Genomic DNA, 25,797 nt, shown 5'->3' on the forward strand with positions numbered 1-25,797 from the left:
ATGGCGAAAGCGCCGGACCTCGACCGCTACGTGGAGGGCGTCCTCGCGGGCTCCCGGGCGCAGATCGCGCGCGCGATCACGCTCGTGGAGTCCACCAGGGCCGATCACCGCGAGCTGGCGCAGCGGCTCCTGGTCGAGCTGCTGCCGCACAGCGGCGCGGCGCGGCGCGTGGGCATCAGCGGGGTGCCGGGGGTGGGCAAGTCGACGTTCATCGACGCGCTCGGCACGCTGCTGACCGCGCGGGGGCACCGGGTGGCGGTGCTGGCCGTGGACCCGTCCTCCGGGCGCAGCGGCGGTTCGATCCTCGGTGACAAGACGCGCATGGCCCGCCTCGCGGTGGACCCGGCGGCGTTCGTGCGGCCCTCGCCGACGTCGGGAACACTGGGCGGTGTGGCGCGCGCGACGCGCGAGTCGATGGTGGTGATGGAGGCCGCCGGGTACGACGTCGTGCTGGTGGAGACGGTCGGGGTGGGCCAGTCCGAGACGACGGTCGCCGCGATGACGGACACGTTCCTGCTGCTCACCCTGGCCCGCACCGGGGACCAGCTCCAGGGCATCAAGAAGGGCGTGCTGGAGCTGGCGGACGTGGTGGCCGTCAACAAGGCGGACGGGCCGCACGAGCGGGACGCGAAGGCGGCGGCCCGGGAGCTGGCGGGCGCGCTGCGGCTGCTCCAGCCGCCGGACGCGGAGTGGAACCCGCCGGTGCTGACGTGCAGCGCGCAGGAGGGCACCGGGCTCGACGGGCTGTGGGAGCGGCTGGAGGCGCACCGGTCGCTGCTGGAGACGACGGGGGCGCTGGCGGCCAAGCGCCGCGACCAGCAGGTGGAGTGGGTGTGGGCGATGGTGCGCGACCAGCTCCTGGACCGGCTGCGCGACCACGCCGCGGTGCGCGCCCTGACGCCGGAGCTGGAGCGCGAGGTCCGCGCGGGCACACTGACCGCCACGCTGGCGGCGGAGCGCATCCTCACGGCGTTCTCGGAACGCTGAGCGCCGGACCGGCTCGCCCCGGACCGGTCCGGGCCGCGCCTAACCGGCAGCGGGCGGCCAGCTCCCTGGCGGGGCGCCCGGACGCGTAGGGTGGTCCGGTGACCTCCCCCGACCCGCCCTCCGGCGCCCCCGCGCAGCCCGCCGAGCCGTCCACGGAACGGCTGGAGCGGGCGGTCCGCGCGGCCGAGACGGCGCTCATCGAGTACGAGATCGCCGTCGAGACCTTCCGCGTCGAGGTCGACAACTTCTCCCGCCTGCACCAGCAGCGCCTCGGGCCGGTCTACGCGCGCCTGGACGAGCTGGACGCGCTGATCGCCGAGGCCGTCGCCGCCCGCAGCGGCGACCCCGAGGACGCCCGCCGGGCCCGCGAGGCCCGCGCCGCCGTCGCCCCGCTGCCCGGCGTCGAGGAACTGCTCGGCGGCTGGGTGCAGCCCGAGGGCCTGTCGCCCGAGGCGCAGGCGATGCTGACCGGGCAGCCGGTACGACCGCCCCAGCGGGTGCGGCCCGGCGAGGAGGCCCGCCGCCGCTACCGGGAACTCGTCCGCAGGGTGCACCCGGACCTGGCGACGGAGGAGGGCGACCGGGTCCGCCGCGAGGAGTTCCTCGTCCGGGTGAACCGCGCCTACGCGGACGGCGCCGAGGCCGCGCTCGCCGCGCTCGCCGAGGAGTGGGAGGCCGGTCCGCGCCCGGAACCGGACGCGCTCGGCCAGGCCGAACAGCTTTACGACCGTCTGGAGTGGCTGTCCGCCCGCAAGGAGTGGCTGGCCCGCGTCGTCGACGAGCTGGAGTCCGGCGCCGTCGGCTCGATGCTGAAGCTGGCGGGCGGCGATCCGGACGGCCTGCTGGAGGAGATCGCCGAGAACCTGGCCGGGCAGGTGCGCGAGCGCGAGGCCCGCCTCGCGGAGCTGACCGCCGACCGCCCCTGACCCCCGCAGGCCCCCCGCGAGAGGAACGCAGAGCCATGTACCACCCCTCCATCCCCACGGTCGACGTCGGCGCCGTGCCCGCTGACGCCTTCCTGCTCGACGTGCGCGAGCCCGACGAGTGGGCCGCCGGGCACGCGCGGGGAGCGGTGCACGTCCCGATCGGCGAGGTCACCGCACGCGTCGGTGAACTCACCGAACAGGCCGGAGACGCCCGGGTGTTCGTGGTGTGCCGGGTCGGCGGGCGGTCCGCGCAGGTCACGGGGTTCCTCGCGGCCCAGGGCGTGGACGCCGTCAACGTGGACGGCGGCATGCTCGCCTGGGCCGCCGCCGGACGCCCCCTGGTCGCGGGGGACTCCGGGGCGGGCGAGCCGTACGTGCTGTAGGTCCGGCCCGCGCGCCGGGCGGCTGCCCGCCGGCGTCACGCGGCGGCGCCACCCGCGGCCGTCACGCGTCGAAGTCCACCGTGACCGCCGGGCTCGCCGGGTGGGACTGGCAGGCCAGCACGTACCCGGCGTCCAGCTCGTCCGGTTCCAGCGCGAAGTTGCGGTCCATCCGCACCTCGCCCGCCAGCAGCCGCACCCGGCAGGTGCCGCACACCCCGCCCTTGCAGGCGTACGGCGCGTCCCCGCGGTGCCGCAGCACCGTCTCCAGGACGCTCTCCCCCGCCCGGGCGGGCCAGCTCCCGCCGCGCCCGTCCAGCGTCGCCGTCACGGTGGCCGTCGCGGTGGTGGCGGCGGGCCCGGACCCGGGCGCGGCGGGCCCGGGGGCGGCCACGGCGTCGGCGACGTGGAAGATCTCCTGGTGGACGCGGCCGGGGCGGACGCCGAGCGTGCGCAGGGCGTCCTCGGCCGCCCGCACCAGCCCGTGCGGACCGCACAGGAACCAGCCGTCGACGTCCGCGACCGGCACCAGCGCGGGCAGCAGCGACGTCAGCCGCGCCGCGTCCAGCCGCCCGGTGGGCAGACCGCTCTGCCGCTCCTCGCGGGAGAGGGTCTGGACGAGGTTCAGCCGGTCGGGGTAGCGGTCCTTCAGCTCGGCCGTCTCCTCCAGGAACATGGCGGAGGCCGCCGTGCGGTCGCTGCGGACGAGGCAGAACCGCGCACCGGGCTCCCGCTCCAGCAGCGTCGCCGCGATGGACAGCACGGGCGTGATGCCGCTGCCGCCGACGACCGCGGCGTAGTGGCCGGGGCGCGGTGGCAGGACGAAGCGGCCGGTGGGCGGTGTGACGTCCACGGTGTCGCCGACGGCCAGCTCCTTGAGGGCGTACGAGGAGAACACGCCCTCGGCCACGTGCCGGATGCCGACGCGCAGCAGCGGTTCGGCCCGCGCCGGGCTGCACACCGAGTACGTGCGCCGCACCTCCGCGCCGTCCGCCCGGCGCCGCAGGGTGACGTGCTGGCCGGGGACGTGCCGGAAGGTCTCGCGCAGGCCGGGCGGGACGGTGAAGGTGACGGCCACGGAGTCGTCGGTGAGCGGCTCGACCGCCGCGACGCGGAGCGGGTGGAAGATCACTACAGCTCCTTGAAGTGGTCGAACGGCTCCCGGCAGGACGAGCAGCGGCGCAGCGCCTTGCAGGCGGTGGACGAGAAGCGGCTGAGGAGCGCGGTGTCGGCGGACCCGCAGTGCGGGCAGCGGACGCCGAGGGCGACGTCGACGGGCCCGGCGCCCCGGGCGTGTGCCGCCGCGTCCGGCCGGGGCGGGGCGATGCCCGCTTCGGCCAGCTTGCGGCGGCCCGCGTCGGTGATGTCGTCCGTGGACCACGCGGGGGCCAGCACCGTGCGCACCACCACCTCGCGCACGCCGTGCTCGCGCAGCACCCGCGAGACGTCCTCGGCCATCACGCCGATGGCCGGGCAGCCGGTGTACGTCGGTGTCAGCTCCACCTCGACGCGGCCGTCGGCGGCGACGCGCAGGTCGCGCAGCACGCCGAGGTCGGCGATGGACACCTGCGGCAGCTCCGGGTCGGGGACGGCCCCGGCCAGCGCCCGCAGCGCCTCGGCGTCCGGCGGGGCGGGCGTGCCGGAGGCGGCGGGCGTGCTGCCGGGCGCGCCGGGGGCGGCGGGCGTGCCCGGCCCGGTCACCACGAGGCCCCCGGGTGGCTGCGGTGCAGGTGCTGCATCTCGGCGAGCAGCCGCCCGAACGGTTCGGTGTGCACGCCCTGCCGCCCGCCCCCGGCCTTCCAGGCGTCGACCCGCGGCCCCTTCGGCACCCGGCACTCCGCCCGCGTCACGACGTCGGTGACGCGTTCCCGCCAGGCGTCCTCCAGCGCCGCCCACTGCGCCCGCGGGACGCCGAGGCCCTCCACGGGCTGGAACAGCTCGCCGGTGTAGCGCCACAGCGCGTCCAGCCCCGCCTGCATGCGGCGGTGGCTCTCCGGGGTGCCGTCGCCCAGGCGCAGCGTCCACTGCTCGGCGTGGTCGCGGTGGTAGGCGCACTCCTTGACGGCCTTCGCCGCCAGCGGCGCCACCGGTCCGTCGCCGTCCGCCAGCCGCGCGTACAGCAGTTCCTGGTAGACGGAGAAGTACAGCTGCCGGGCGATGGTGTGCGCGAAGTCGCCGTTGGGCTGCTCGACGAGCTGGACGTTGCGGAAGTCCCGCTCCTCGCGGCGGAACGCCAGCTCGTCCTCGTCCCCGGCCAGGGAGAGCAGGGTGCGGGCCTGGCCCAGGAGGTCGAGGGCGATGTTCGCCAGCGCCACCTCCTCCTCCAGCTCGGGGGCGTGCCCGGACCACTCGCCGAGCCGCTGGGCGAGGACGAGCGCGTCATCGCCGAGTGCCAGCAGGGGGGCGTTCACAGGTTCCGCACCCCCTCGGGCACCTCGTAGAACGTCGGGTGCCGGTAGGGCTTGTCGGCGGCCGGGGCGAAGAACGGGTCCTTCTCGTCCGGCGAGGAGGCGGTGATCTGCGTGGAGGGCACCACCCACAGGGAGACGCCCTCGTTGCGCCGGGTGTACAGGTCCCGGGCGTTGCGCAGCGCCATCTGCGCGTCCGGCGCGTGCAGGCTCCCGGCGTGGGTGTGGGACAGTCCGCGCCTGCTGCGCACGAAGACCTCCCACAGGGGCCACTGCGTGCGGGCCCGCGCCTCCCCGGCCGCGCCCGCCGTCCCGGCCGCGCCCGCCGGTTCCGCCGTCTTCCGCGTGTCCGTCATGCCGTCGCCTCCCCGCCGGGTGCGGCGTGCTTGCGCGCGTACGCCGCCGCCGCCTCGCGCACCCAGGCGCCGTTCTCGTGCGCCGTGCGGCGCTGGCCGATCCGCTGCGCGTTGCAGGGCCCGTTGCCCTTCAGCACCTGCTGGAACTCCTCCCAGTCGATCGGGCCGAAGTCGTGGTGGCCGCGCTCCTCGTTCCAGGCGAGCTGCGGGTCCGGGAGGGTCAGCCCGAGGGACTCGGCCTGGGGGACGCAGATGTCCACGAACCGCTGGCGCAGCTCGTCGTTGGAGTGCCGCTTGATCTTCCAGGCCATCGACTGCGCGGAGTGCGCGGACGCGTCGTCCGGCGGGCCGAACATCATCAGCGACGGCCACCACCAGCGGTCCACCGCGTCCTGGGCCATGGCGCGCTGCGCCTCCGTGCCCCGGCTGAGGGCGAGCAGCAGCTCGTAGCCCTGCCGCTGGTGGAAGGACTCCTCCTTGCAGATGCGGACCATCGCCCGCGCGTAGGGGCCGTAGGAGCAGCGGCACAGCGGCACCTGGTTGGTGATGGCCGCGCCGTCCACCAGCCAGCCGATCGCGCCCACGTCCGCCCAGGTCAGGGTGGGGTAGTTGAAGATCGACGAGTACTTCTGGCGGCCCGCGTGCAGCTTGTCCAGCAGTTCGTCGCGGCTGGTGCCCAGCGTCTCGGCGGCGCTGTAGAGGTAGAGGCCGTGCCCCGCCTCGTCCTGCACCTTGGCCAGCAGGATCGCCTTGCGGCGCAGCGACGGCGCGCGGTTGATCCAGTTCGCCTCCGGCTGCATGCCGATGATCTCGGAGTGCGCGTGCTGGGCGATCTGGCGCACCAGGGTGGCGCGGTACGCCTCCGGCATCCAGTCCCGCGGTTCGATGCGTTCGTCCCGCGCGAGTGCCGCGTCGAAGGCGGCCTCCAGCTCCGCGGCGTCCGCGCCGCTGCGTTCCGGCAGCACTGTCGTCATGCTGAGCCCCCTGCCCTGACCCTGCCCCGTCCGTCCACCGACCGATCGTTCGGTTCAATGGTGGGCGGACCGGCACACGGTGTCAAGGCAGTGGCTAACCTCTGGGGGAGCGGAGCGAGGGAGACGCGAACGACCATGCAGCCGAACGCACAGCCGCCACAGCCGTGGCCGGACGCGCCGCCGCAGACGGCACGGGCCCCCGGTGACGCGCCGCAGGACGTACCGCAGGACGCGCCGCACGTGGCCGGGCTGCCGGCGGGCGCCAAGGTGGTCCTCATCGCCGCCGCCGCCGTCCTGACCGTGGCCGTCGCCGCGCACCTGGGCATCGTCTTCCTGCACGTCGCGCCGTCCAACACGGTCAGCAAGCAGCACGCCGAGACGGTGGACGACTACGTCTACCCGGAGTTCGAGCAGAACTGGAAGCTGTTCGCCCCCAACCCCCTCCAGCAGAACGTCGCCGTGCACGCCCGCGCCGAGATACGGGCGGGGGACGGCACCCTGCGGCAGACCGGCTGGACCAACCTCACCGCGTCCGACGCCGCGCACATCCGGGGCAACCCGTTCCCCAGCCACACCGTCCAGAACGAACTGCGCCGCGCCTGGGACTTCTTCACCGGCTCCCACGACGACGACAACCGGGCCACCGGCACGCGCGGCACCCTCTCCGAGGCGTACCTGCGGCGCATCGTGATGCTGCGCCTCGGCGCCCGGCTCGACCCGGACCGGGTCGTCCGGATACAGCTCCGCTCCGCCACCCGCTCCGTCGCCCCGCCGCCGTGGAGCAACGAGAGCGTGGACACCCGGACCCGCTACCGCGTCCTGCCCTGGTGGCCGGTCTCCGGCGCCGACATCCCGGAGGCCGCCCGGTGACGGCCCCGACGCCGTCCCCGGCGGAGCACCCGGGGGAACATCCGGCCGAGCACCCCGTGCCGTCCGCCGCGCCGCGTCCCGCGCCACCGCGGGAGCGGCTCGCCGCACGCTTCGACCGCGCGCTCGTCCGCGCCTTCCTCCGCGTCACCGGCTCGGCTCTCGGCCCGTACCAGAGCGCCGTCGTCCGCATCGGGTTCGCCGCCACCTGGATGTTCTTCCTGCTGCGCGAGTTCCCGCACCGCCACGAGCTGTACGGCCCCGACTCGCCGTGGAGCTGGTCGCTCGCCGAGCGGCTGATCGGCGGGAACGACGCGTTCACCGTCTTGATGTGGAGCGACAGCACCTGGTGGTTCGAGACGGTCTACCTGGCCGCCGTCGCCGCGAGCGCCGCCCTGCTGCTCGGCTGGCGCACCCGCACGGCCTCCGTCCTGTTCATGACCGGGGTGCTCTCGCTGCAGAACCGCAGCGTCTTCATGGGCGACGGCGGGGACAACGTCATCCACCTCATGGCGATGTACCTCGTCCTCACCCGCTGCGGGCAGGTGTGGTCGCTGGACGCCCGCCGGGCCGCCCGGCGGGCCGCCGCAGGCGACGACGGCCGCGGCCCCGACCCCACCGGCGTGCTGCTGTGGGCCGTGTTCGGCGCCGTCCTGGTCTGCGTCACCGTGCCGGGCCTGCTGTCCCTCGGCTGGGGCCTGGTCTTCTGGGGCCAGTGGTTCGTCCTGGCCGCGTGGTGGGGGGTGCGCCGCTTCGCCCGGCAGACCACGCGCACCGTGTGCGACGCGCTCGCCAACCTGCTCCACAACTCCGCGCTGCTGGTGATCATGGCGGAGGTCTGCCTCGTCTACGCCACCGCGGGCTGGTACAAGGTGCAGGGCTCGCGCTGGCAGGACGGCACCGCCGTCTACTACCCGCTGCACCTGGACTACTTCACGCCCTGGCCCGCGCTCTCGGAGACCCTGGGCGGCAACGGGACGCTGGTCATGCTGATCACCTACGGGACGGTGATCACCCAGGTGGCCTTCCCGTTCACGCTGTTCAACCGGCGCGTCAAGAACGTGCTGCTGGCCGTGATGATGCTGGAGCACGCCTCCATCGCGGTCGTCCTCGGCCTGCCGTTCTTCTCCCTCGCCATGATCGCCGCCGACGCGGTGTTCCTGCCGACCGTGCTGCTGCTCTGGCTCGGGGCCCGCGCCTCCGAACTGGCCGCGCTGACACGCCGCGGCCTGGCCGTCCCCCGGGCGCGGCCCGCCGTGCCCGGCCCCCGCGCCGCCTCCGGAGCACCGCCGTCCGGGGAGGCGCCGTCCGGGGAGGCGCCCCCGTCGCCGGAGGCGGCGGAACGCCTCGCGGACGAGCCGGGGGCGCGCTGAACCGCCCCCGGCAGTTCACGCGTTCGGCGGACGACGGCCCGCCTCGCGCGGCTAGACTGCGCCATGCCCACGACGCAGCGCACCCGGCCCCTCATCGCGGTCGTCGGCAGTGTCGACACCGGCCGCGAGTTCACGCCACCGCTCAGGGCGGCGGACCGGGCCCGCGACGCCTGCCGGGCGCTCGGCCGGGAGCTGGCCCGCGCCCACTGCGACCTCGCCGTCTTCTCCAGCAAGCCCAAGTACGTCGAGGCCGACGTCGTCGCCGGTTACGCCGACGCCTCCCACGCGGGATCCCCCGGCCGCGTCGCCGCGTACCCGCCGCGCCACAAGGACGTGGACTTCGCCCTGCCCGAGGGCGCCCACGTCACGGTGGAGACGCTCCGCGACACCAGCGGCGAGTGGGAGGTGTCCTACTACCGGACGCTGCTGGACTGCGACGGGGTGCTGCTCGTCGGCGGCGGCCAGTCCACCCGCGTCGCCGGGATCATCGCCCTGTCGCAGCGCATCCCGCTGCTGCCGGTGGCCGCCTTCGGCGGCGGCGCGGGCCAGGTGTGGGTGAACCTCGACAAGGTGCGCAACGACACGGACGACGCCGACATCGCGCTGCTGGGGGACAACTGGTCACCGGACGCGGCACCCCGGCTGGTGGAGTGCCTGCTCCGGCAGCGCGAGCGCGCGCGGCGGGCGGCTGCGGACCTGGAGCGGGTCGAGCGCTCCCGCGCCCGGCGGGCGGGGACGGGCCTGGCGGTGGCCGCCGTGTGCCTGCTCGCGGCCGTCGCGGCGCTGGTCACCGCGGGCGGGCCCGGTCCGGCGACGGCCCGCGGCCTGGCCGTGCTGCTCGCCGCCCCGCTGCTCGCCGCCGTCTCCGGTGCGCTCATCCGCCACTCCTTCGAGACGGCGGCGGGCTGGTCCCGCGCGGCCGTGCGCGGCCTGGGCGCCGGACTGGTCTCCGTGCTGCTCTACGTCGCCTCGCAGCTCCTCACGGTGCCCGCGCTGCTGGACGACCTCGACGTGCGGCGGCTGCTGTTCTTCACCGTGCCGCTGGGCTTCAGCGCGGGCTTCACGTTCGACCTCGTCTTCGAACGGCTCCGCGCGGGCGCCGTGGCCGGACCGCCGGGCGTGGACCCGCTGGCGGGGGGCGCGTCCGCGGCTCCCGCCGACCCGGTTACGCCTCCCGCGCCGTCCCGGTGAGCGGCTTTCGAGCGGTTCGGGGATGATGTAACGGGTAGGTAAAGAGGAGAGCCGACGCCGGGGCGGATGTGACCGTTTCCGCCCATCATGGTCCTCGGACCGGGGCTGTCGGCCGCAGGAGGGGGGAGTGGGGTGTTCTTCTCGTTATCACCCGCGCTGCTGGTCAAGGCAGCGCTGGGCGCGTCCGGAGCCGTTGTCGGAGAGACGGCGTGGACCGTCTGGGAACGGCTGGCCGAGCTGGTCGGACGCCCGGAGCCGGGCGCGCTGCCCGGCCGCGCCGAACCGCCGCGGGGCCAGCGGGAACTGGCGGCGCTCGCCGCCGCGCCCGCCAGCGGCTCCCGCGCCGAGGCCCTGATCGCCGTCCTCACCCGGCGGGCCGAAGCCGATCCGGAGTTCCGGGGCCGGCTGGAGCGCTGGGGCGAGGAGGCTCGCCTGCTGTCCCACGCGGGCGAGGCACCGTGGGGGCTGCGCGGCTCGCTGCGCGGTTCCGTGGTGCAGTCGGGCGTGGCGATGGGTGTCAGCTTCGTGACCTACGGCCCGGCGCTGTCCGGTGCCGGGACGGAAGCCTCGGAGGACGGCGCCGCGACGCGCTGAGCCCGCGCCGGACGCCCGGGCCGCGTCGCGTCCCCGCCGGGCCGTGTCCGGCGGCTCAGTCCCGCTCGTCCCCGCCGGGCTGTGCGTCCCCGTCACGCCGCTCGTCCCCGCCGGGCTGCCCGTCTCCCCCCGGCCGGTCGTCCTGACCGGTCTCCTCGCCGAGCTGCAACGCCTCGCGCAGGGCCTCGCTGCCCTCCCGGGCCCGCCCGGCCGCCGTGAGCAGGTCGCTCGTCAGCAGGAGCGAGTTGAACAGGCCCGACAGGTGACGGCCCTGGCGGAACGCCTCGTTCGCCGCCCGCAGGTGCTGCACGGCCCGCCGGTCGCCGAGGGTGTGGGCCGCGCGGCCGAGCGCGTGCAGCGCCAGTGCCCGTCCGGTGATGTCCCCCAGCGACGCGTGCGCCTCCGCGCTGGTGAGCAGCGCCTCCGCCGCCGCCTTCGCCTCGCCGTGCGCGAGCCGGGCCAGACCGAGGTTGAGCAGGGCCTGCGCCCACGTCGCCTCGTCCCCGGCGGCCCGCAGTTCGGCCACGGCCTCCTCCAGACACAGCGCGGCCTCCTCGTAGCGGCCGAGCTGCCGCAGCGCGTTGCCGAGGTTGTTGCGCGTCTGAGCGGCGGCGAGCGGGTTCCCGCTGTTGACGTGCTGCGCGTACGCCTGCTCCAGGGCGGCCAGCGCGTCACCGCCGTGTCCGGCCTCCAGCAGCGCCAGGCCCAGGTCGTTGCCCGTCCGCGCCTCCCCCTGGGCGTCGCCCAGCGCGCCGTAGGCGGCCCGCGCCCGGGTCAGCGGCTCCACCGCCAGGTCGAAACGGCCGTCGTCCATCAGCGTGCGCCCGATGGTCTGGAGCACCTCGGCCCCGCCGCGCCGGTCGCCGCCGGCGTCCAGGCGGAGCGCGGCCTCCTCCAGCACGTCGAGCGCCTCGCCGCGCTCGCCCGCCTGGGCGAGCGCGGTGCCGAGGCTGGCGAGCAGCACCGCCTCCTCCCGGCCCGGGCCCTGGGCCCGGCCGGGCAGCGCGACGGCCCGGCGCAGCACGTCCACCGCCTCCACCAGCTGCCCCGACTGGCGCAGGGCGCCGCCCAGGTTGCCGAGGACCTGCGCGTACGCCACCGGGTCCCCGTCGGTCCGCTCGTACTGCGCGGCGGCCTCCCGCAGCACCCGTACGGCGTCGGCGGGCCGGTTCCCCACGAGCAGGGTCGCGCCCAGGTTGCCGAGCATGAGCGCGTAGGCGGAGCGGTTGCCCAGCTCGGTGTGCAGCCGGGCGGCGTCGTGCAGGGCGGTCATCGCGGCGTCGAAGTCACCGGTACGGGCCATGGCGACGGCGAAGTTGTTGAGCGCCGCCGCCCTGATGTACCGGTCGGTGTCGGCGTCCGGTGAGGCGAGGACGGCCTGCATCACCTGGAGCAGGTGCTCGAAGTGCCGGCCCCGGGTCAGGAACTCGGCCAGCGCGAGCGCGATGCCCGAGGCGTCGGGGGCCCGCCCTTCCCGCAGGCAGGCGTCCACCGCGCCGACCAGGCTCTCCCGCTCCCGTTCCAGCCACGCCACGGCCTCCCGGCGGGACGTGAACGGGGAGCCCTGCGGCCCGCTGTCCTCCCGCAGCCAGACGTCGGCGTGCTCCGCGTACGACCGGTAGTGGCGCACCAGGCGGCCGAACGCCTCGGCGCGGCCGTCCTCCTCGGCGTGCTGACGGCCGAGGCCGTCCGCGTACTCCCGCACCAGCTCGTGCATGCGCCAGCGGCCCGTCCCCGGCTCCCGGGTCAGCAGGTGGAACTGGGCGAGCCGGTGCAGCGGCCACTTGGCGGGCCGGTCCAGCAGGGTGGTGGCCACGCCGGTGGAGAAGTGCGGGCCGGGAACGAGGGCGAGCAGGCGGAACACCCGGGCCCGCTCCGGGGTGAGACCGTCGTAGGACTCGTCCAGCGCGGCCCGCACGGAACGGCCCCCGTGGGCGAGGAAGTCCAGCGGGGACGGCGCCCGGGCCAGCGATTCGGCCAGCTCCGCGACGGTCCGGCCGGGGTCGTGGACGAGCAGGCGCGCGGCGATGGTCAGGGCCAGCGGCAGCCGTCCGCACAGCTCGGCGAGGCGGTGCGCGGCCTCCGGGTCGGCTTGCACCCGGCCGGGGTCGCCGCCGTGCAGGGCGGTGTCCACCGCCAGCAGGGTGACGGCGGCGGCGGGGTCGAGGGGGCCCAGGGTGATCGGGGAGAGGTCGCGCACCGGCCCGTCGCCGCGCGTGGAGATGAGCACGCACAGGCCGGGCACCGCGGGGAGCACACCGAGGTGGCGCTCGCGGACCGCGGCGGCGTCGTCCAGGACCAGCAGGACGGGACGGCCGCCGTCTCCGGTGGCCCGGCGCAGGAGGCGTTCGCACAGTTCCCGGCGCGCGGGTTCGCCGTCGGGCCCGCCCGCCGGGACGCCGAGGGCGCGCAGCAGCCGCGACGACGTCAGCGGCTCGCCGTCCAGGGCCACCCACAGCACGCCGCCGGGGAACCAGCCCCGGCCCCGGAGCCGGTGGGCGGCCTCGGTGAGGAACGCCGTCTTCCCCGCGCCGGGCAGGCCGCTGACGACGCCGAGCGCCGTGGACGCGGAGTGGCGCACGAGGTCGGCGCACAGGTCGTCCAGCCGCTCCAGCTCGGCGGTCCGCCCGACGAACCCGCGCGGCCGCGCGGGCAGCCGTCCCCGGGGCGCGAACCGGTGCCCTCCGCCGGTGCCGGGGGCGTCGGCGCCCGTCGCCGCGGGGGGCCGTCCCGACCGGACGTCCAGGCGTGTGGCGTGGCGCAGCAGGGCCCCGGCGCGCGGGCCGGGGCGGGGCGCACCGGCGGCGCGGGCGGGTGCGGCGGTGCCGAGCAGCAGCAGCGGGGTGCGCCCCGGGTCGGTGAGGACGTCGTGGAGGGCGGCGGCCAGGGCCTCGCCGCTCAGGGGGTCGGCCAGGTCGTCGTCGAGGCCGTCCAGCCACAGGACGGTGTGCGAGCCGATCCGGTCGTGCCGGACGGCGTCGAGCAGCGCATCGGCCCGGTCGATGAACGGCGGGCACCACACCCACCAGTCGTCCAGCACCTCCCGCATGGCCTCCCACGCCGTGCGGGACCGGCCGCTGGAGGGCGGCCCGGTGACGAGCACGAACCCGCCGCGCGCCCGAGCGGCGTGCAGGACGCGGGGCAGCCGAGCGGCCCCGGGGCCGCCGCCCGGGGAGCCGTCGTCCGCGTCCGCCGGGGGGAGCACGACGCCGAACCCGGGGGCGTCGGCGCCGGTGAGGTCGGCGACGCGGGTGCCCAGCAGGCCGCGGTCGTGCTGCCGGCCGGTGCGGGGGAGCGGGGGGCCGACCGTCTCGTGGCTGGCGGGTGCGCCGAGCTGGTAGACGACGCCGCGGGCGGTGCGCACGAACACCGGCACGTGGGCGACGTCCGCGACGGCGCGACCGCCGCGCGGCACGCGCAGCCGCACCGCGTCCTGCCAGGCGGACGGATCGGGGGAGACCTCCAGGATGCGCGGCTGGGTGTCCGGCACCAGGATGCCCTCCGCGGGCCAGGCGCGGTCCCCGACGGTGACGTGGGCGCCGTCGTGCCGCACGTGCAGCACGACGTCCGCCACCCCCGCGCCCGGGTCGGACGGGGCGCTCGCCGGGGAGCCGGTGCCGTCCTCCAGCACCGCGCGCAGGTCCCGTGCGGCCGGAGCCCGGCGCACCCGCTCCGGAAGGCGGCGCCAGGCGCCGGTGAGCCAGCGCCGCAGCCCGTCCCGGCGCTCGGGCCGCTCCACCGCGGCGCGCAGCGCGCTCTCCAGCAGCCGGTCGATGGTGGTGTCCGGCTCCTCGGCGGCGACGGCGCGCAGACCCGCGTCGGCCAGCACGGCCGTCCAGGTCAGCCGCTCCTCCAGCGCGAGCGCGGGGGAGAAGGAGTGGTGGGCGCGGAAGACGACGTCACCCGCCCGGCGGACGGCGTCCCGCTCCCGGCTCCCGGCGAGTTCGGCGCGCAGCAGGTCGCGCAGCGGCGCGAGCAGCGGCCGTCGCAGCGCCATGTAGTCGGCGCCGTTGCGCGCGGACCAGGGGCCGAACCACAGCGACGACTCGGCGCCCACGTCCAGGGTGGGGCGCACCTCGACGCGCATGGCCCGCAGCAGTTCCGGTTCGACGCGGGTCGCGGTGCTGAGGGCGACGGCGAGCAGCCGCACCGGTTCCGGGAGGTCCGCGACCTCGGGTTCGGGCGGTTCACGGCCCGGGATGCGGGAACCGCGCGCCCTCATGACAGCCTCGCCTGGGTGATCGCCGCCGTGGTGCTCCGGTCCCAGCCGAGCACCGGCAGCAGCGCGGTCAGCCACGCGGGACGCCGTGCGGGCGGCAGCGGCACCAGGGCGACGGGCAGGCAGCCGCCGCGCCGGATCAGCCGCACCGTCGTCTGCCAGTCCGCCCGCAGGCCGGCCGGGGTGCCGTCGCCCTCCGGCAGCTGCCCGAAGTCGCTGAGCACCAGCACGCGGGTGCCGTTCGCCGGGGGGCGGTAGGGCTTCCACGTCCACCCGGCCTCGCGCCCCGACCGGTGCAGGGGGCAGCCGGTGAAGTACCGCACGTCCCGGTGGTGGCGCCCGGCGATCGTGGTGACCCGCTCGACCAGTTCCGCCTGGTCCCGCAGGAAGGGCTGCATGCCCGCGCCGAGGTCCACGAGCACCTGCACGCCGAAGCGCAGGGTGCGGACGGGCTGGCGCGGCAGCTCGGCCGGGGACTCGCCCCTGGCCAGCAGGCGCAGCAGCCGGTCGACGTCGACGGGTCCCTCGCGGACGACGCGGGACAGCAGCAGGTGCAGCGTCGCGGCCTCCGAGCTGGGCGGCAGCAGCGACTGGTACGGGGGCCGTCCGGTGTCCTTCCGGCCGGCCGGCTCCGCGAGCGCCGGTTCGCTCCACGACCGGGACCCGGCGTCCGTGCCGAGCGGGGTGAGCAGCGGCGGATCGGGCGCGGCGGGCCGGGGCGCGGCGCCGGACCGGGGCGCGGCGGCGGGCACCGGGCGGGACGGGGCCAGGGGTCCGGCGGACGCCGCCCGCCGGACGGGGCGGGGCCCGGCGGCGCGGGGTGCGGGCGCGGGCCGGGCCATTCCGAGCAGCGCCGCGATCCGGCCGAGCGTCGCGTGGTCCGCGGCCTCCGGGCCGAGCGCGGCGACGACCCGGGCCATGTCCCCGGCCCAGATCTCCCCGGCCGGGCGCCCGGCCGGGAGGGCGGCCGGGAGGGCGGCCGGGAGGGCGGCGGGCGCGGCGGGGAGGGCGGCGGCGGGCGGCCGGGGCCCGGGGCCGGGCGGTTCGTCGGCGGACACCGGTCAGTCCCGCAGGTGCTGCGGTTTGAGGAGGGTGAGCCCCCGGACGGCGTCCCACTGCTCGCTCTGCACCCCGATGCCCAGCGACCGGCAGGCCCACAGCGCGTCCAGGTACTCGGCCGTGCTGGGCGGCCGGATGTTGTGCCGGCGCGCGTCCTCCCGCACGTCCCCCAACTCCTTGGCCAGGGCCTCCGCCAGGGCGAGGTCCGCGGGGACGGCCTCCCCCAGCCGGGCGGTCAGGTGCCGCTCCGCGATGCGGACCAGGTCCTCCACCGAGGTGGGCGGGGTCAGTTCGGCGATGACGCAGCGCCGCAGGAACGCCTGCGGCAGCTCCCGCTCCTCGTTCGTCGTGATGACGACCAGGTGCCGGTGGAACGGCCGTTCCCGCGCCGCGTCCCCGGCGGTCTCGATCTCCACCCGCGTCCCGGACTCCGCGACCGTGAACCCGCGCGAGGCCAGCGGCACCAGCAGCCCGTTGGGGACGTCCGGATCGGCCTTGTCGATCTCGTCGATCAGGACGACGGCGTGCCCCGGGGAGCGCCCGGCGTTCCGCAGCTCCTGCGGATGCCGGTAACCGCCGGTGTCTGCGGCTGCGGCTGCGGCTGCGGCTCCGGCTGCGGCTCCGGCTCCGGCTCCGGCTGCGGCTGCGGCTGGGTCCGCGTCCGCCGTCCCGTCCGTCCCGTCCGTCCCGTCCGATGGTGCCTCGCCGCGCCGCCTGCGGCCCGCCCGGACGTGGGCGGCGGCGGAGCGCGGGGCGAACGCCCACCACAGCGGCCCCGGTTCGACGTACGCGTCCGGGTCCAGCAGCGCGTTGCCCTGCGCGTCCGCCAGCCGCCGCACCCCGTCGAACGTCCACTGGAGGTCCCTGGCCCTGGTCTGCGACGTCACCACGAAGTCGTAGTAGCGCCACTGCTTCTCGCGGGCCACCCAGGGCGCCATGGACGACTTGCCCGAGCCCGGCTTCCCGCGCAGCAGCAGCGGACGTCCGGCGGCCAGCGCGACCTTGACGGCGAGGTCCAGATCACCGGGCATGACGTACACCAGACCGTCGTCGCGGTCCGGCATGTCGGCCTGGGGGCCGCTCGGGTCGGTCATGGTCCAGCCTCTCGGTTCGTTCCGGTGCGCCCCGGCGGCGCCGCGTCAGCCGGCCGGCTGCACGACGGCGTCCAGGCGCGTCTTGAGGTCGTAGGCGCGCTGCTCGGCGGCGGCGGACAGCGCCGGGCGCACCGGCACCGCGTGCGCCAGTCCGCAGCGGCGCAGCTCCTCCTCGCCGGGCACGCCCTGCGGGGTGAGGACCACGACGACGAGCCAGGGGTAGTTGCGGTGCAGGGCGCCCACGACCTCGGCCACGTCCCGCAGCGGGTAGTCCTGGGAACTGATGACGAGGTACTCGCGGACGCGTGCGTGCGGGCGCACGGTGTCCGGGCCGAGCGGCATGCGCGGTGGCAGCCGGAAGACGCCCCGCAGGGCGGTGAGGCAGGTGGCGAGCAGTTCCTCGGCCGGGCTGGACTCGTCCCCCGGCAGTGTGTCGCGCTGCGGCAGCCCGGCGAGGAAGTAGCTGTCCGGCTCGCGGTACAGGGCGCGCTGCACGTGCTGCTCCGCCGTCCAGTCGTCGTACGCGCCGAGCAGCAGGACGGGACCGGGACCGGACGTGCCCCCGCCGTCCGGGCGGGGCGGCACGAAGGCGTCGGACGCCGCCGGGTGGACCCAGCCGGGCAGGATCTCCTCGGCCAGGTGCGCCAGCGGTTCGGCCGCGAGGACGGGCCGCAGCGCCGCGAGCGCGCCCGGCAGCCGGTCGTGCCGGTCGCGGCACCCGTGCCAGTCGACGGCGCCGCCGTCGTCCGGCGGCAGCGGTTCGTCCGGGGGCAGGGTCCCCTCCGGGAGCGGGGCGCCGTTCCCGCCCGCGGGGCCGTCCCCGTCCGCGGGGCCGCCCTCGTCCGCGGGGCCGTCCCCGCCGTCCCCGCCAGCCGCGCTCGCCCCGCCGTCCGGCCCGGGCGCCGTGTCCGCGTCCTCCGGGCCGCGCACGCCCTTGCCCGCGTCGAGCAGCCGGTGCGCGAGGAACAGCTCGCCACCGACCTTCGCCCGCATGTGCATCAGCTCGTCGCCGAGGCAGCCCAGCGCGGCGGCCGCGTCCGTCAGCGTGTCGAAGTCTCGGTCGCGGGCCGTCCGGAGGTACCCGGCGATGCGCTGGGTCCAGGTGTGGAACGGCTGCTCCCTGGCCGTCGGGAAGCCGACCGGGGCGAACTCGGCGACGAGCCAGTCCGTGACCCGCTGCACGTCGCCGCCCCCGGGCAGCGGCGTCGTGGTGCGCCGCAGCATCGCCGTCTGGATCTGGAGCAGAGCGCTGAAGCCGCGCTTGCGGGCCGTCTTCGTGTCCTGGGTGCCCAGGAACCCGGGCAGGACGACGCGCAGGCTGCGCACGATGTGCCGACCCATCAGGACGTCCGCCTCGCGCCGCACCCAGTCCGACTCCCGGACCGTCTCGGGGCCGAGCAGCACGATCGCCGCGTCACACAGGTACATCTCCTCGTACAGGACCGGGTGCCAGGCGTCCCCCACGCGCAGGCTGTCCATGTCGGTGAAGACGGTGTAGCCCCGTTTCTGCAGCGGCGGCACGATCAGCTCCAGCGCCTGTTCGACGCAGGCGTCCTTGCCCGCCCCGTGACTGATGAAGATCCTCAGTGCCGCACCCCCGGACCCCGTCCGCGGGAGGCCCGCCTCCCGCACCGCAACGTCGCACGGTCACCGATTGTGCTGGAGCGGACGCGACTTCGCAGCGGTTTCGGCAGACCCCACCCGCCTGACGTGGCACCCCGCACCCCGCCCCGCCGCGCCCCGGGTGCGCGGCCACCGGCTACCGTGGCGCCATGCGCGCGCCCGGCCCGTCCCCCCTCCCGGCCCTGGCGCGGTGGCGCAACACCGCGTTCGCGGCCGCCGTGGTGGCGCTCGCCCTCACCGGCTGGTCGATGGCGGCCTGGGCGACGGGAACCGCGCTCCTCGCCCTCTCCGGCGCGGGCCACCTGGCGTTCCACCGGGACCGGACGCGCCGGACGCGGGACGCCGCGCCCCGGCTCGTCACGGCGCCGGTGCGCGGGCGCTGGCGGGCGCTGAACGGCCCGGCGGGCAAGGTGCCCAGTCACGGGACGCACGCGTGCGCGCAGACGTACGCCATCGACGTGGTCCACGAACCGGAGGACGGCGGCGAGCGGCCCGGCTTCGCCTGGTGGCCGCTGGCGCGCCGCCCCGAGGCGTTCCCCGCCTACGGGACGGCGGTGCTGGCCCCCGCCGACGGGACGGTCGCCGTCGTCCACGACGGTGCGCGGGACCACCTCAGCCGCACGTCGTGGCCCGCGCTGCTCCTCCTCTTCGCCGAGGGGCTCGTCCGCTCGGTGGCGGGCGTGAACCGGCTGCTGGGCAACCACGTCGTCCTGGATCTCGGCGACGGGACGTACGCGCTCGCCGCCCACCTGCGGCGCGGTTCGCTCGCGGTGGTCCCGGGGCAGGCCGTCCGCGCCGGTGAGCTGCTCGCCCGCTGCGGCAACTCCGGCAACTCCTCCGAGCCGCACGTGCACTTCCAGCTCATGACGGGACCGCGCTGCCGCCACGCCCACGGCCTGCCCTTCCGCTGGCGCCACCGCGCCGGAGGCGAGGACCGCACCGGCGTCCCGGGCAACGACACGCTGTTCACCCCGCTCGCGGACGGCTGACCCGGACGGACGGCTGACCCGGCCCGCGCGCGGAGCCGTCGCGGACGTCCCGGCGCGCGCCCCAGCGCCGGGCGTCAGCCCCGGCGGCCGTGGATGAGCGGCAGGTGCGCGGGCTGGAGCCGCTCGGGCAGGGCGTCGGGCGGGAACCAGCCCGCGTCCAGGATCTCGAAGGCGTCCAGTTCCAGCGTGCCGCCGACGAGCAGCGCCTCGTAGGCCACCTCCAGCCGCAGCCGGTACCCGCTGCGCAGGTACACCAGCTCACCGGCCCGCACGTCGAGGCCCGTCTCCTCCTTGACCTCGCGTTCCACCGTGCGGCCGAACTCCTCGCCCCGGACGGCGTATCCGGACGGCAGTCCCCACTGCCGGTCCTCGGGCCACAGCCGGTGCCGCAGGAGCAGCACCCGCCCCTCGCCGTCCCGGACGACACCGGTGACGCCGACCATGAACGTCGCGTTGGCCAGCCACAGCAGCCGCCACTGCGCCGGTCCGCGCAGCGCGTGCCACAGCCGCGCGACGAGCCGCCTCACCACGCGGCGGGCCTCCGGTCGTCCACGAACCGCACCCCTCTCGTCGTCGGTACGCGGCGGCACGCACGCCGCCCGTCGGCACGCACCCCGCCCGGCGGCACGCGCGGCCCCGACGGCGCGAGCGTAACGCGCCGGGCCCGGCGGCCGTCCGCCCGGTCCGGCGCGTTACGCGCGGCCCCGTCACGCCGCCGGGACGGCCTCCGGGCGGGACAGCTCCGCACGGCCGAACAGGAGGCCGTAGCCGGTCGGCAGCCGGTCCGTGATCCGCTCGATCATCGCCTTCCCGGCCGCCTCGGCCACCACACCGAACACGGTGCCGACGTCCCAGCGGGCGGTGGCCGCGGTGGCGCCGGGGACCCGGGCCGCGAGGGCGTCGACGAACTGCGCCGCCGGTACCGGCCGGGTGGGCCGGCTCTCCCGCGCCACGACGAGCGCCGCCTCGGCGGGCAGGTGGACGGCCAGCTCCGCCCGCTCCCGGCCCGTGAGCAGCTCCGACAGGGCGGCGAGGACGAGCCGGGCGACCCGTTCGGCCTCACCGCTGGTGGGGTACTGCCCCCGGTCGCGCACGGTGTCCACGAACTCGCTCCACCGCATGACGTTGCCTCTTCCCTTCCCGGTCCGTGCCGGACCGCGTGTCTCGTCTTCTGTACGTGTGCCGGTGTCGGTGTGTCTGTGTGTCGGGGGACGGTGACGGTGACGTCAGGGGGAGATCTGCCGGGGCTCGCCGCCGCCGGAGATCCGGATCTTCCGGGGCTTGGCCTGTTCGGCGACGGGGATGCGGAGGGTCAGCACCCCGGCCTCGTAGGAGGCGTCGATGCGCTCGGTGTCGAGCGTCTCGCCGAGGAAGAGCTGACGGCTGAACGCCCCGGTGGGCCGCTCGGCGACGAGCATCTCCGCGCCCTCGGGGGCCGGGGAGCGGCGCTCGACGCGGAGGGTCAGGACGTTGCGCTCGACATCGAGGTCCACCGTCTCCGGATCGATGCCGGGAAGGTCGAAGTGGACCACGAACGTGTCGCCGGAGCGGTAGGCGTCCATCGGCATGCTCGCGGGGCGGGCCGTCGTGCCCGGGAGCTGCTGGGTGAGCCGCTCGGTGAGGCGGTCGAGCTCCCGGAAGGGGTCGGTACGCATGAGCATCACGGTCATCTCCTTCGCTGTGACGGTGGTCAGCGATGCCCTACGTCTTCTTGTATAGCGCGAGGGCAGCTAACTTGACAACCCCACGCTCAGGTCAGTGGAAGACGCAGGTCAGCGGCGCACGGAACGGACAGAGTCCGGACGCCGTCGCCAGCTGCCGCGGCCGAAGGAAACCGCGCGCCGTCACGGATACTGGTCCCATGGACGCAGCTTCCGTGGACGCCTACCTGGAGCGCATCGCGGCCGGACGGCCCGCCGCCCCCGACGCCGCCGCCCTGCGCGACCTGCAACGGCGGCACCTGATCGCGGTGCCGTTCGAGAACCTGTCCATCCACCTGGGGCAGGACGTCGTGCTGGCCGAGGAGGCGCTGCTCGGCAAGATCGTGCACGACCGGCGCGGCGGCTTCTGCTACGAGCTCAACGGGGCGTTCGCCGCGCTGCTCACCGCGCTCGGGTACCGGGTCGGGCTGCTCGCCGCCCGGGTCTTCACCGAGGAAGGGCACCCCGGGGTGCCCTACGACCACCTGGCCCTGCACGTCCGCGACGCGGACGGCGGCGCCTGGCTCGCCGACGCCGGATTCGGCCGCCACAGCACGTACCCGCTGAGCCTGGACGACGCGGGCGACCAGCACGACCCCGGCGGCACCTTCCGCGTCACCCCCACCGCCGAAGGCGACCTGGACGTCCTGCGCGACGGACGCCCCCAGTACCGCGTGGAGCAGCGACCGCGCGCGCTCGCGGACTTCGAGACCGGTGCCTGGTGGCACCGCACCTCACCGCGCTCCCACTTCACCCGCTCCCTCGTCTGCTCCCGGCTCACCGAGGACGGAGGCAGGCTCACGCTCAGCGGCCGCACCCTGGTCACCACCGGCCCCGACGGGCGGCGCGAGGAACACGCGCTGACCGCGGACGAGGTGCTGGACGCCTACCGCGCCCACTTCGCCCTCGACCTGCCCCGCGAACCGGTGCTCGCCCGCCCGGCCCCCGGGCCCGGGACCGGACAGGCGGAGGCTTAGGCACCGGCGCGGGCGGCGGCCGTCGCTCCTCCAGCAGCCAGCGACGGCACACGCCGTCGGCCAGCGACGGCGCGCGCCGCGCCGCGGGTTACGCGCCCGCGAACACCAGACGGGCCGCCGACGTGCCGAGACCCGTCGGCACGGGCAGGGCGAACGGCCGGTGCAGGTCCGCCTCCGCGTACCGGTGGCAGTCCCGGTGCCAGACGAGGATGCCGGACAGCCAGTTCTCCAGATCCCGCACGTACCCGTCCAGCGCCGCGCGCTGCCCGCCGTCCAGCTCGAAGTCGTCACACAGCACGGGTAGTTCGTGCGCCACCACGTGCTGGAACTGGCTCATCCGGGACCGCATCAGGTCGTCCACGATGCGCAGGCCCGTCGGGTAGTCGCAGCCGAAGAAGTTCTGCACGACGAGGACGCCGTTGTGCACCTCGCCCTCCACCTCGATCTCCTTCTGGTACGAGAACACGTCGTTGAGCAGGCACGCGTAGTCGGACGCCGCGTTCTCCAGCGACGCCATCGTGCCGCTGCGGAACAGCTCCTCGGGCAGCGTGTGCCCGTGCCGCAGCCGCGCCAGGGACTTCGTCATCCCCGAGCCGAAGGTGTGCCGCCGCATCTCGACGTAGTCGACGGGATCGGGGATGCGGTTCTGCGCCTGGTTGGCCAGCTCCCACAACCAGCTCGCCGTCATCTCCTCCACCGCCGTACGGAACTTGCGCCGCCCCTCCTCGGGCATCGGGCCCGCAGTGCGGACCCACAGGTCGGCCAGACCGCGTTCCAGCGCGTTGACCGGTACCGCGGCGGACCCGGCCGCGGCGTCCTCCACCGGCATGAACAGCTTCAGCCGCTCGGTGGTGGCCTTCGCACCCGCCAGGTCCCGCGGGTACCCGTACACCACCGGGTAGTAGTCGTCGCCGTACGTGCCCCAGGTGAGCCAGCACGCGGAGAGCTTCAGCTCCTCCGCGTCACTGCCCGGCCCGAGCCCCGAGGAGCACAGGGCGAGGTCGAACCCCGCCAGCCGCTCGGCGTCCCACACGTCCGACTGCGGCACACCCGGCTGCGGCCCGAGCATGCCCATCGCCGCCGCCCACTCCAGGACGTGCGCCCTGGCCTCGTCCAGGTGCGGGTTGGAGCGGGCCGGGAACGGCATGTCGAAGTCCGGCAGCAGCGAGGGACCCACACGCTGGTACGGGACGTGGGTGAACGTCCGGGCGCGGGCGGCCTCCGCCCGCCGCGTCGTCAGCCGCACGTCGGCCGCCGACGTGCCCAGACCCGTCGGACCGGGGAAGAGCTGCCCGCTCGTGCCCGTCCCGGCCTTGTTCATGTAACGGCTGGAGCGCATGTGCCACTCGTGGCCGCCCGACTGCCAGTCCTGGAGGCCCTTGGCGTACGCGGCGACGTCGGCGCACTCGCCGGGCGTCAGCCCGTACTCCGCGCACAGGGCGGGCACCTCGGTGAGCGCCGTGTTCTCGAACTGCTGGAGCCGCGAGGTGAGCAGGTCGTTGACGGCCTCGGCCGCCTCCTGCGTGGAACAGCCCAGGAAGTGCTCCAGGACGAGGACACCGTTGCTCAGCTCGCCCTCGTCCCGCGTCTCCCGCTCGTAGGAGAACAGGTCGTTGCGCAGGTGGACACCGTCGGAGAACGCGTCCCGCAGCACCGCCATCGGCCGCGACCCGGCGATCACCGCCGGGACCTCGGCCCCGGCCGCGTACTCCACCAGCCCCGCCGACCACGGCGCGCCGCCCACCTTGCGGCGCATCTCGACGTACTCGACGGGATTGGGCACCCGCCCGATGTTGATGTTGGACAGCTCCCACAACGACTCGTTGAGCAGGTTCTCCGTGCTCTCGGCGAACCGCGCCCGCCACGGGAGTGACATGTGCGGCACCGTCCGCGCCCACAGGTCCGCGAGCCCGGCCTCCACCGGGTTGGCGGGCTCGGGCGTCCCCTCGGACAGGTCCATCGGCATGAACAGCGGGAGCCGGTCCAGGTACGCCTTGCCGCCCGCGCGGTCCTGGGTCCGCTTGAAGCACTCCAGGAAGTGGTCGTCGAAGAAGAACACCCACACGTACCAGTCGGTGACGAGCGAGAGCGCGGGCGCCGACGCGTCGGGGTGGGTGTAGCCGCACAGCAGGGCGTAGTCGTGGGCGGCGAGGTCGGACTCCTCCCAGATGCCCGACCCCTCCAGCATCCCCATCCCGCGGGCCCATCGCGTCGAGTGGTCCCGCGCCTCCGCCACGTGCGGACTGAGCCGTGCGGGGTACGGCGTGTAGAAATCGGGCAGTTCGTAGGGCTGTGTCACGAAGATTCTCCCGGCGTCGCGCAACCCGGACGCGCCCAGCATTACCCCCGCGCCCCCGCCAGTACGTTCCTCAGCCCGCGAACCACGCTTGAGAGTGAACTGCCGGACACATAACCGGAGTTGGCGTGCGACTACGCGTCCAGCACCTGCCCGCCCCGCCGCACCACCGGCGGCTCGGTGCTCCACGGGAAGTTGATCCACTCGTCCGTGCGCTTCCACACGTACTCGCACCGCACGAGCGACTGCGGCTTCTCGTAGATCACCGCGCTGCGCACCTCCGCGACGTGGCCCGAGCAGAAGTCGTGGATGAGCTTGAGCGTCTTGCCCGTGTCCGCGACGTCGTCCGCGATCAGCACCCGCTTCTCGGAGAAGTCCACCACGTTCGGCACCGGCGCCAGCATCACCGGCATGGGCAGCGTCGTTCCCACCCCGGTGTAGAACTCGACGTTGACCAGGTGGAGGTTCTTGCAGTCCAGCGCGTACGCGAGCCCGCCCGCCACGAAGACGCCGCCGCGCGCCACCGACAGGATGATGTCCGGCTCGAAACCGTCGTCGGCGATCGTCCGCGCCAGCTCCCGCACGGCCTGCCCGAAACGCTCGTAGCTCAGCTCCTCACGCACGCCGGTCACACCTGGGTCCGGTCGAAGTTGCGGTAGGAACGGGACGGCGTGGGACCGCGCTGGTTCTGGTAGCGCGACCCGTACTGCGCCGACCCGTACGGGTACTCGGCCGGCGACGTGAGCCGGAACATGCACAGCTGCCCGATCTTCATCCCGGGCCACAGCTTGATGGGCAGCGTCGCCATGTTGCTCAGCTCCAGCGTCACGTGACCGGAGAAACCCGGGTCGATGAACCCGGCCGTGGAGTGCGTCAGCAGACCGAGACGCCCCAGCGAGCTCTTGCCCTCCAGACGCGACGCGATGTCCTCCGGCAGCGTCACGACCTCGTACGTCGACGCCAGCACGAACTCACCCGGATGCAGGATGAACGGCTCGTCACCCTCCGGCTCCACGAGCCGCGTCAGGTCCGGCTGCTCGATGGCCGGGTCGATGTGCGGGTAGCGGTGGTTCTCGAACACCCGGAAGTAGCGGTCCAGCCGGACGTCGATGCTCGACGGCTGCACGAGCGCCGCGTCGTACGGCTCGATCCGCACCCGGCCCGTGGCCAGCTCGGCACGGATGTCCTTGTCTGAGAGAAGCACGTCCCGAGCGTACGCGTCCGGACGGGACCCGGCCGCATCGGCCCCGGCCCCGTCCGGCGCGTCACACCTGATCAGCGCTTGCGGCCGGCCACCGGCACGGCGTTCCGCAACCGCGCGCACCGCGGACACCGCAGCAGGCGGCCCGGCCCGATCCGCTCGCTGCCGAGCTGCTGCATCGGGAACGTAGCGGTGCTGAACTCATGGCCTTCGGCGCAGCGGACGACGGTGGACTCCATCGGTTCCCTCTCCCCAATCACGTGGACGACGCGAGGACGAAAGCCACCCTAGGGGACGTACCGGGCGACGCGGCGAGCACCGCACCCGTCACCACCGTACGCCCCGACGACCCCTCGCCGCCCCCCGTCTGCCCACGTCGCGGCACATCAAAAGGGACCCCGCGGCCTGTGCGCCGGGGGTCCCGAATGGGGTACAGTGTGCCGCGATGAGCAGGCCACCCGCGAGGGCGGCACCGCTTCGCGCGGGCGTAGTTTAATGGTAGAACATGAGCTTCCCAAGCTTATAGCGCGGGTTCGATTCCCGTCGCCCGCTCCACCACGAAGGCCCAGGTCAACGACCTGGG

25 protein-coding genes and 1 tRNA gene are annotated in these 25,797 nt (G+C 75.4%); 10 read left to right on the plus strand and 16 right to left on the minus strand.

Annotation, left to right across the window (positions count from 1 at the left end):
* The 3 genes from meaB (at position 1) to V1J52_RS18015 (ending at position 2,296) form a co-directional block, all read left to right on the plus strand.
* On the plus strand, positions 1–987 hold the full coding sequence (meaB, locus tag V1J52_RS18005; RefSeq protein ID WP_330140870.1) for a methylmalonyl Co-A mutase-associated GTPase MeaB: 987 nt from the start codon (positions 1–3) through the stop codon (positions 985–987).
* Positions 988–1,085: 98 nt separating this feature from the next.
* Positions 1,086–1,913: a hypothetical protein gene (locus V1J52_RS18010; RefSeq protein WP_330140871.1), complete on the plus strand. Its 828-nt coding sequence runs from the start codon at positions 1,086–1,088 to the stop codon at positions 1,911–1,913.
* 35 nt (positions 1,914–1,948) lie between these two features.
* Positions 1,949–2,296: a rhodanese-like domain-containing protein gene (locus V1J52_RS18015; protein WP_330140872.1), complete on the plus strand. Its 348-nt coding sequence runs from the start codon at positions 1,949–1,951 to the stop codon at positions 2,294–2,296.
* 61 nt (positions 2,297–2,357) lie between these two features.
* Here the strand turns inward: V1J52_RS18015 and V1J52_RS18020 are convergent, their stop codons facing one another.
* From V1J52_RS18020 to paaA, 5 genes are all read right to left on the minus strand, one after another.
* Positions 2,358–3,422 carry a 2Fe-2S iron-sulfur cluster-binding protein gene (locus V1J52_RS18020; RefSeq protein WP_330141011.1) on the minus strand — a complete coding sequence of 355 codons (1,065 nt, stop codon included), beginning with the start codon at positions 3,420–3,422 and terminating at the stop codon, positions 2,358–2,360.
* Between the two features lie 2 nt (positions 3,423–3,424).
* Entirely contained in the window at positions 3,425–3,904 is a 480-nt protein-coding gene (gene paaD, locus V1J52_RS18025) for a 1,2-phenylacetyl-CoA epoxidase subunit PaaD (protein WP_330141012.1), read from the minus strand.
* An 86-nt stretch (positions 3,905–3,990) separates the two neighbouring features.
* Positions 3,991–4,704 (minus strand): 1,2-phenylacetyl-CoA epoxidase subunit PaaC, encoded by a 714-nt coding sequence (gene paaC / locus V1J52_RS18030; RefSeq protein WP_330140873.1) that lies wholly within the window; start codon positions 4,702–4,704, stop codon positions 3,991–3,993.
* Entirely contained in the window at positions 4,701–5,057 is a 357-nt protein-coding gene (paaB, locus tag V1J52_RS18035) for a 1,2-phenylacetyl-CoA epoxidase subunit PaaB (protein WP_330140874.1), read from the minus strand. Before paaB ends, paaC begins: the two co-directional genes overlap by 4 nt.
* Positions 5,054–6,031 (minus strand): 1,2-phenylacetyl-CoA epoxidase subunit PaaA, encoded by a 978-nt coding sequence (gene paaA, locus V1J52_RS18040; protein WP_330140875.1) that lies wholly within the window; start codon positions 6,029–6,031, stop codon positions 5,054–5,056. Before paaA ends, paaB begins: the two co-directional genes overlap by 4 nt.
* 135 nt (positions 6,032–6,166) lie before the next feature.
* Here paaA and V1J52_RS18045 point away from each other — a divergent pair, with 135 nt between their 5' ends.
* The 4 genes from V1J52_RS18045 to V1J52_RS18060 all read left to right on the plus strand — a co-directional run bounded on the left by V1J52_RS18045 (position 6,167) and on the right by V1J52_RS18060 (position 10,056).
* Positions 6,167–6,901: a DUF5819 family protein gene (locus V1J52_RS18045; RefSeq protein ID WP_330140876.1), complete on the plus strand. Its 735-nt coding sequence runs from the start codon at positions 6,167–6,169 to the stop codon at positions 6,899–6,901.
* Positions 6,898–8,271, plus strand: a complete 1,374-nt coding sequence (locus tag V1J52_RS18050) for an HTTM domain-containing protein (protein WP_330140877.1) — start codon at positions 6,898–6,900, stop codon at positions 8,269–8,271. The genes V1J52_RS18045 and V1J52_RS18050 overlap by 4 nt, the downstream gene beginning before the upstream one ends.
* Positions 8,272–8,334: 63 nt before the next feature.
* Positions 8,335–9,462, plus strand: coding sequence for a hypothetical protein (locus tag V1J52_RS18055; protein ID WP_330140878.1), 1,128 nt, complete (start codon positions 8,335–8,337; stop codon positions 9,460–9,462).
* A gap of 132 nt (positions 9,463–9,594) precedes the next feature.
* Complete coding sequence (locus V1J52_RS18060; protein WP_330140879.1) at positions 9,595–10,056, plus strand: hypothetical protein; 462 nt, start codon at positions 9,595–9,597, stop codon at positions 10,054–10,056.
* Positions 10,057–10,111: 55 nt separating this feature from the next.
* On the opposite strand, the gene V1J52_RS18065 is transcribed toward V1J52_RS18060, so the two are convergent.
* Genes V1J52_RS18065 through V1J52_RS18080 form a run of 4 tightly spaced genes read right to left on the minus strand, consistent with a single transcriptional unit; the run spans position 10,112 to position 18,060 of the window.
* Positions 10,112–14,278, minus strand: coding sequence for an ATP-binding protein (locus V1J52_RS18065; RefSeq protein ID WP_330140880.1), 4,167 nt, complete (start codon positions 14,276–14,278; stop codon positions 10,112–10,114).
* Positions 14,275–15,333 carry a hypothetical protein gene (locus tag V1J52_RS18070; RefSeq protein WP_330140881.1) on the minus strand — a complete coding sequence of 353 codons (1,059 nt, stop codon included), beginning with the start codon at positions 15,331–15,333 and terminating at the stop codon, positions 14,275–14,277. The genes V1J52_RS18065 and V1J52_RS18070 overlap by 4 nt, the downstream gene beginning before the upstream one ends.
* 3 nt (positions 15,334–15,336) lie before the next feature.
* Positions 15,337–16,428 carry an AAA family ATPase gene (locus V1J52_RS18075; RefSeq protein WP_330140882.1) on the minus strand — a complete coding sequence of 364 codons (1,092 nt, stop codon included), beginning with the start codon at positions 16,426–16,428 and terminating at the stop codon, positions 15,337–15,339.
* A gap of 45 nt (positions 16,429–16,473) precedes the next feature.
* Positions 16,474–18,060: a toll/interleukin-1 receptor domain-containing protein gene (locus V1J52_RS18080; RefSeq protein ID WP_330140883.1), complete on the minus strand. Its 1,587-nt coding sequence runs from the start codon at positions 18,058–18,060 to the stop codon at positions 16,474–16,476.
* Between the two features lie 140 nt (positions 18,061–18,200).
* Between V1J52_RS18080 and V1J52_RS18085 the strand changes: the two genes are divergently transcribed.
* Positions 18,201–19,040 carry a M23 family metallopeptidase gene (locus tag V1J52_RS18085; RefSeq protein ID WP_330140884.1) on the plus strand — a complete coding sequence of 280 codons (840 nt, stop codon included), beginning with the start codon at positions 18,201–18,203 and terminating at the stop codon, positions 19,038–19,040.
* A gap of 74 nt (positions 19,041–19,114) precedes the next feature.
* On the opposite strand, the gene V1J52_RS18090 is transcribed toward V1J52_RS18085, so the two are convergent.
* From V1J52_RS18090 to V1J52_RS18100, 3 genes are all read right to left on the minus strand, one after another.
* Entirely contained in the window at positions 19,115–19,567 is a 453-nt protein-coding gene (locus tag V1J52_RS18090) for an NUDIX domain-containing protein (RefSeq protein ID WP_443075865.1), read from the minus strand.
* A gap of 180 nt (positions 19,568–19,747) precedes the next feature.
* Positions 19,748–20,161 (minus strand): DUF2267 domain-containing protein, encoded by a 414-nt coding sequence (locus tag V1J52_RS18095; RefSeq protein ID WP_330140886.1) that lies wholly within the window; start codon positions 20,159–20,161, stop codon positions 19,748–19,750.
* Positions 20,162–20,266: 105 nt separating this feature from the next.
* Positions 20,267–20,701 carry an Hsp20/alpha crystallin family protein gene (locus V1J52_RS18100; protein ID WP_330141013.1) on the minus strand — a complete coding sequence of 145 codons (435 nt, stop codon included), beginning with the start codon at positions 20,699–20,701 and terminating at the stop codon, positions 20,267–20,269.
* A gap of 200 nt (positions 20,702–20,901) precedes the next feature.
* On the opposite strand from V1J52_RS18100, the gene V1J52_RS18105 reads away from it, so the two are divergent.
* Complete coding sequence (locus tag V1J52_RS18105; RefSeq protein ID WP_330140887.1) at positions 20,902–21,717, plus strand: arylamine N-acetyltransferase family protein; 816 nt, start codon at positions 20,902–20,904, stop codon at positions 21,715–21,717.
* 88 nt (positions 21,718–21,805) lie between these two features.
* On the opposite strand, the gene V1J52_RS18110 is transcribed toward V1J52_RS18105, so the two are convergent.
* From V1J52_RS18110 to V1J52_RS18125, 4 genes are all read right to left on the minus strand, one after another.
* Positions 21,806–24,016 (minus strand): terpene synthase family protein, encoded by a 2,211-nt coding sequence (locus V1J52_RS18110; RefSeq protein ID WP_330140888.1) that lies wholly within the window; start codon positions 24,014–24,016, stop codon positions 21,806–21,808.
* 131 nt (positions 24,017–24,147) lie between these two features.
* Entirely contained in the window at positions 24,148–24,645 is a 498-nt protein-coding gene (locus tag V1J52_RS18115) for a phosphoribosyltransferase (protein WP_330140889.1), read from the minus strand.
* Positions 24,642–25,217 carry a dCTP deaminase gene (gene dcd / locus V1J52_RS18120; protein WP_330140890.1) on the minus strand — a complete coding sequence of 192 codons (576 nt, stop codon included), beginning with the start codon at positions 25,215–25,217 and terminating at the stop codon, positions 24,642–24,644. The genes V1J52_RS18115 and dcd overlap by 4 nt, the downstream gene beginning before the upstream one ends.
* A 71-nt stretch (positions 25,218–25,288) precedes the next feature.
* A complete protein-coding gene (locus V1J52_RS18125; protein WP_330140891.1) occupies positions 25,289–25,453 on the minus strand; it encodes a hypothetical protein in 165 nt (54 codons plus the stop codon).
* A gap of 242 nt (positions 25,454–25,695) precedes the next feature.
* Here V1J52_RS18125 and V1J52_RS18130 point away from each other — a divergent pair.
* Positions 25,696–25,769: transfer RNA gene (locus tag V1J52_RS18130), tRNA-Gly, on the plus strand.
* Positions 25,770–25,797: the final 28 nt, after the last annotated feature.

It is taken from the genome of Streptomyces solitudinis, from assembly GCF_036323765.1.
Classification (GTDB): Bacteria; Actinomycetota; Actinomycetes; order Streptomycetales; family Streptomycetaceae; genus Streptomyces.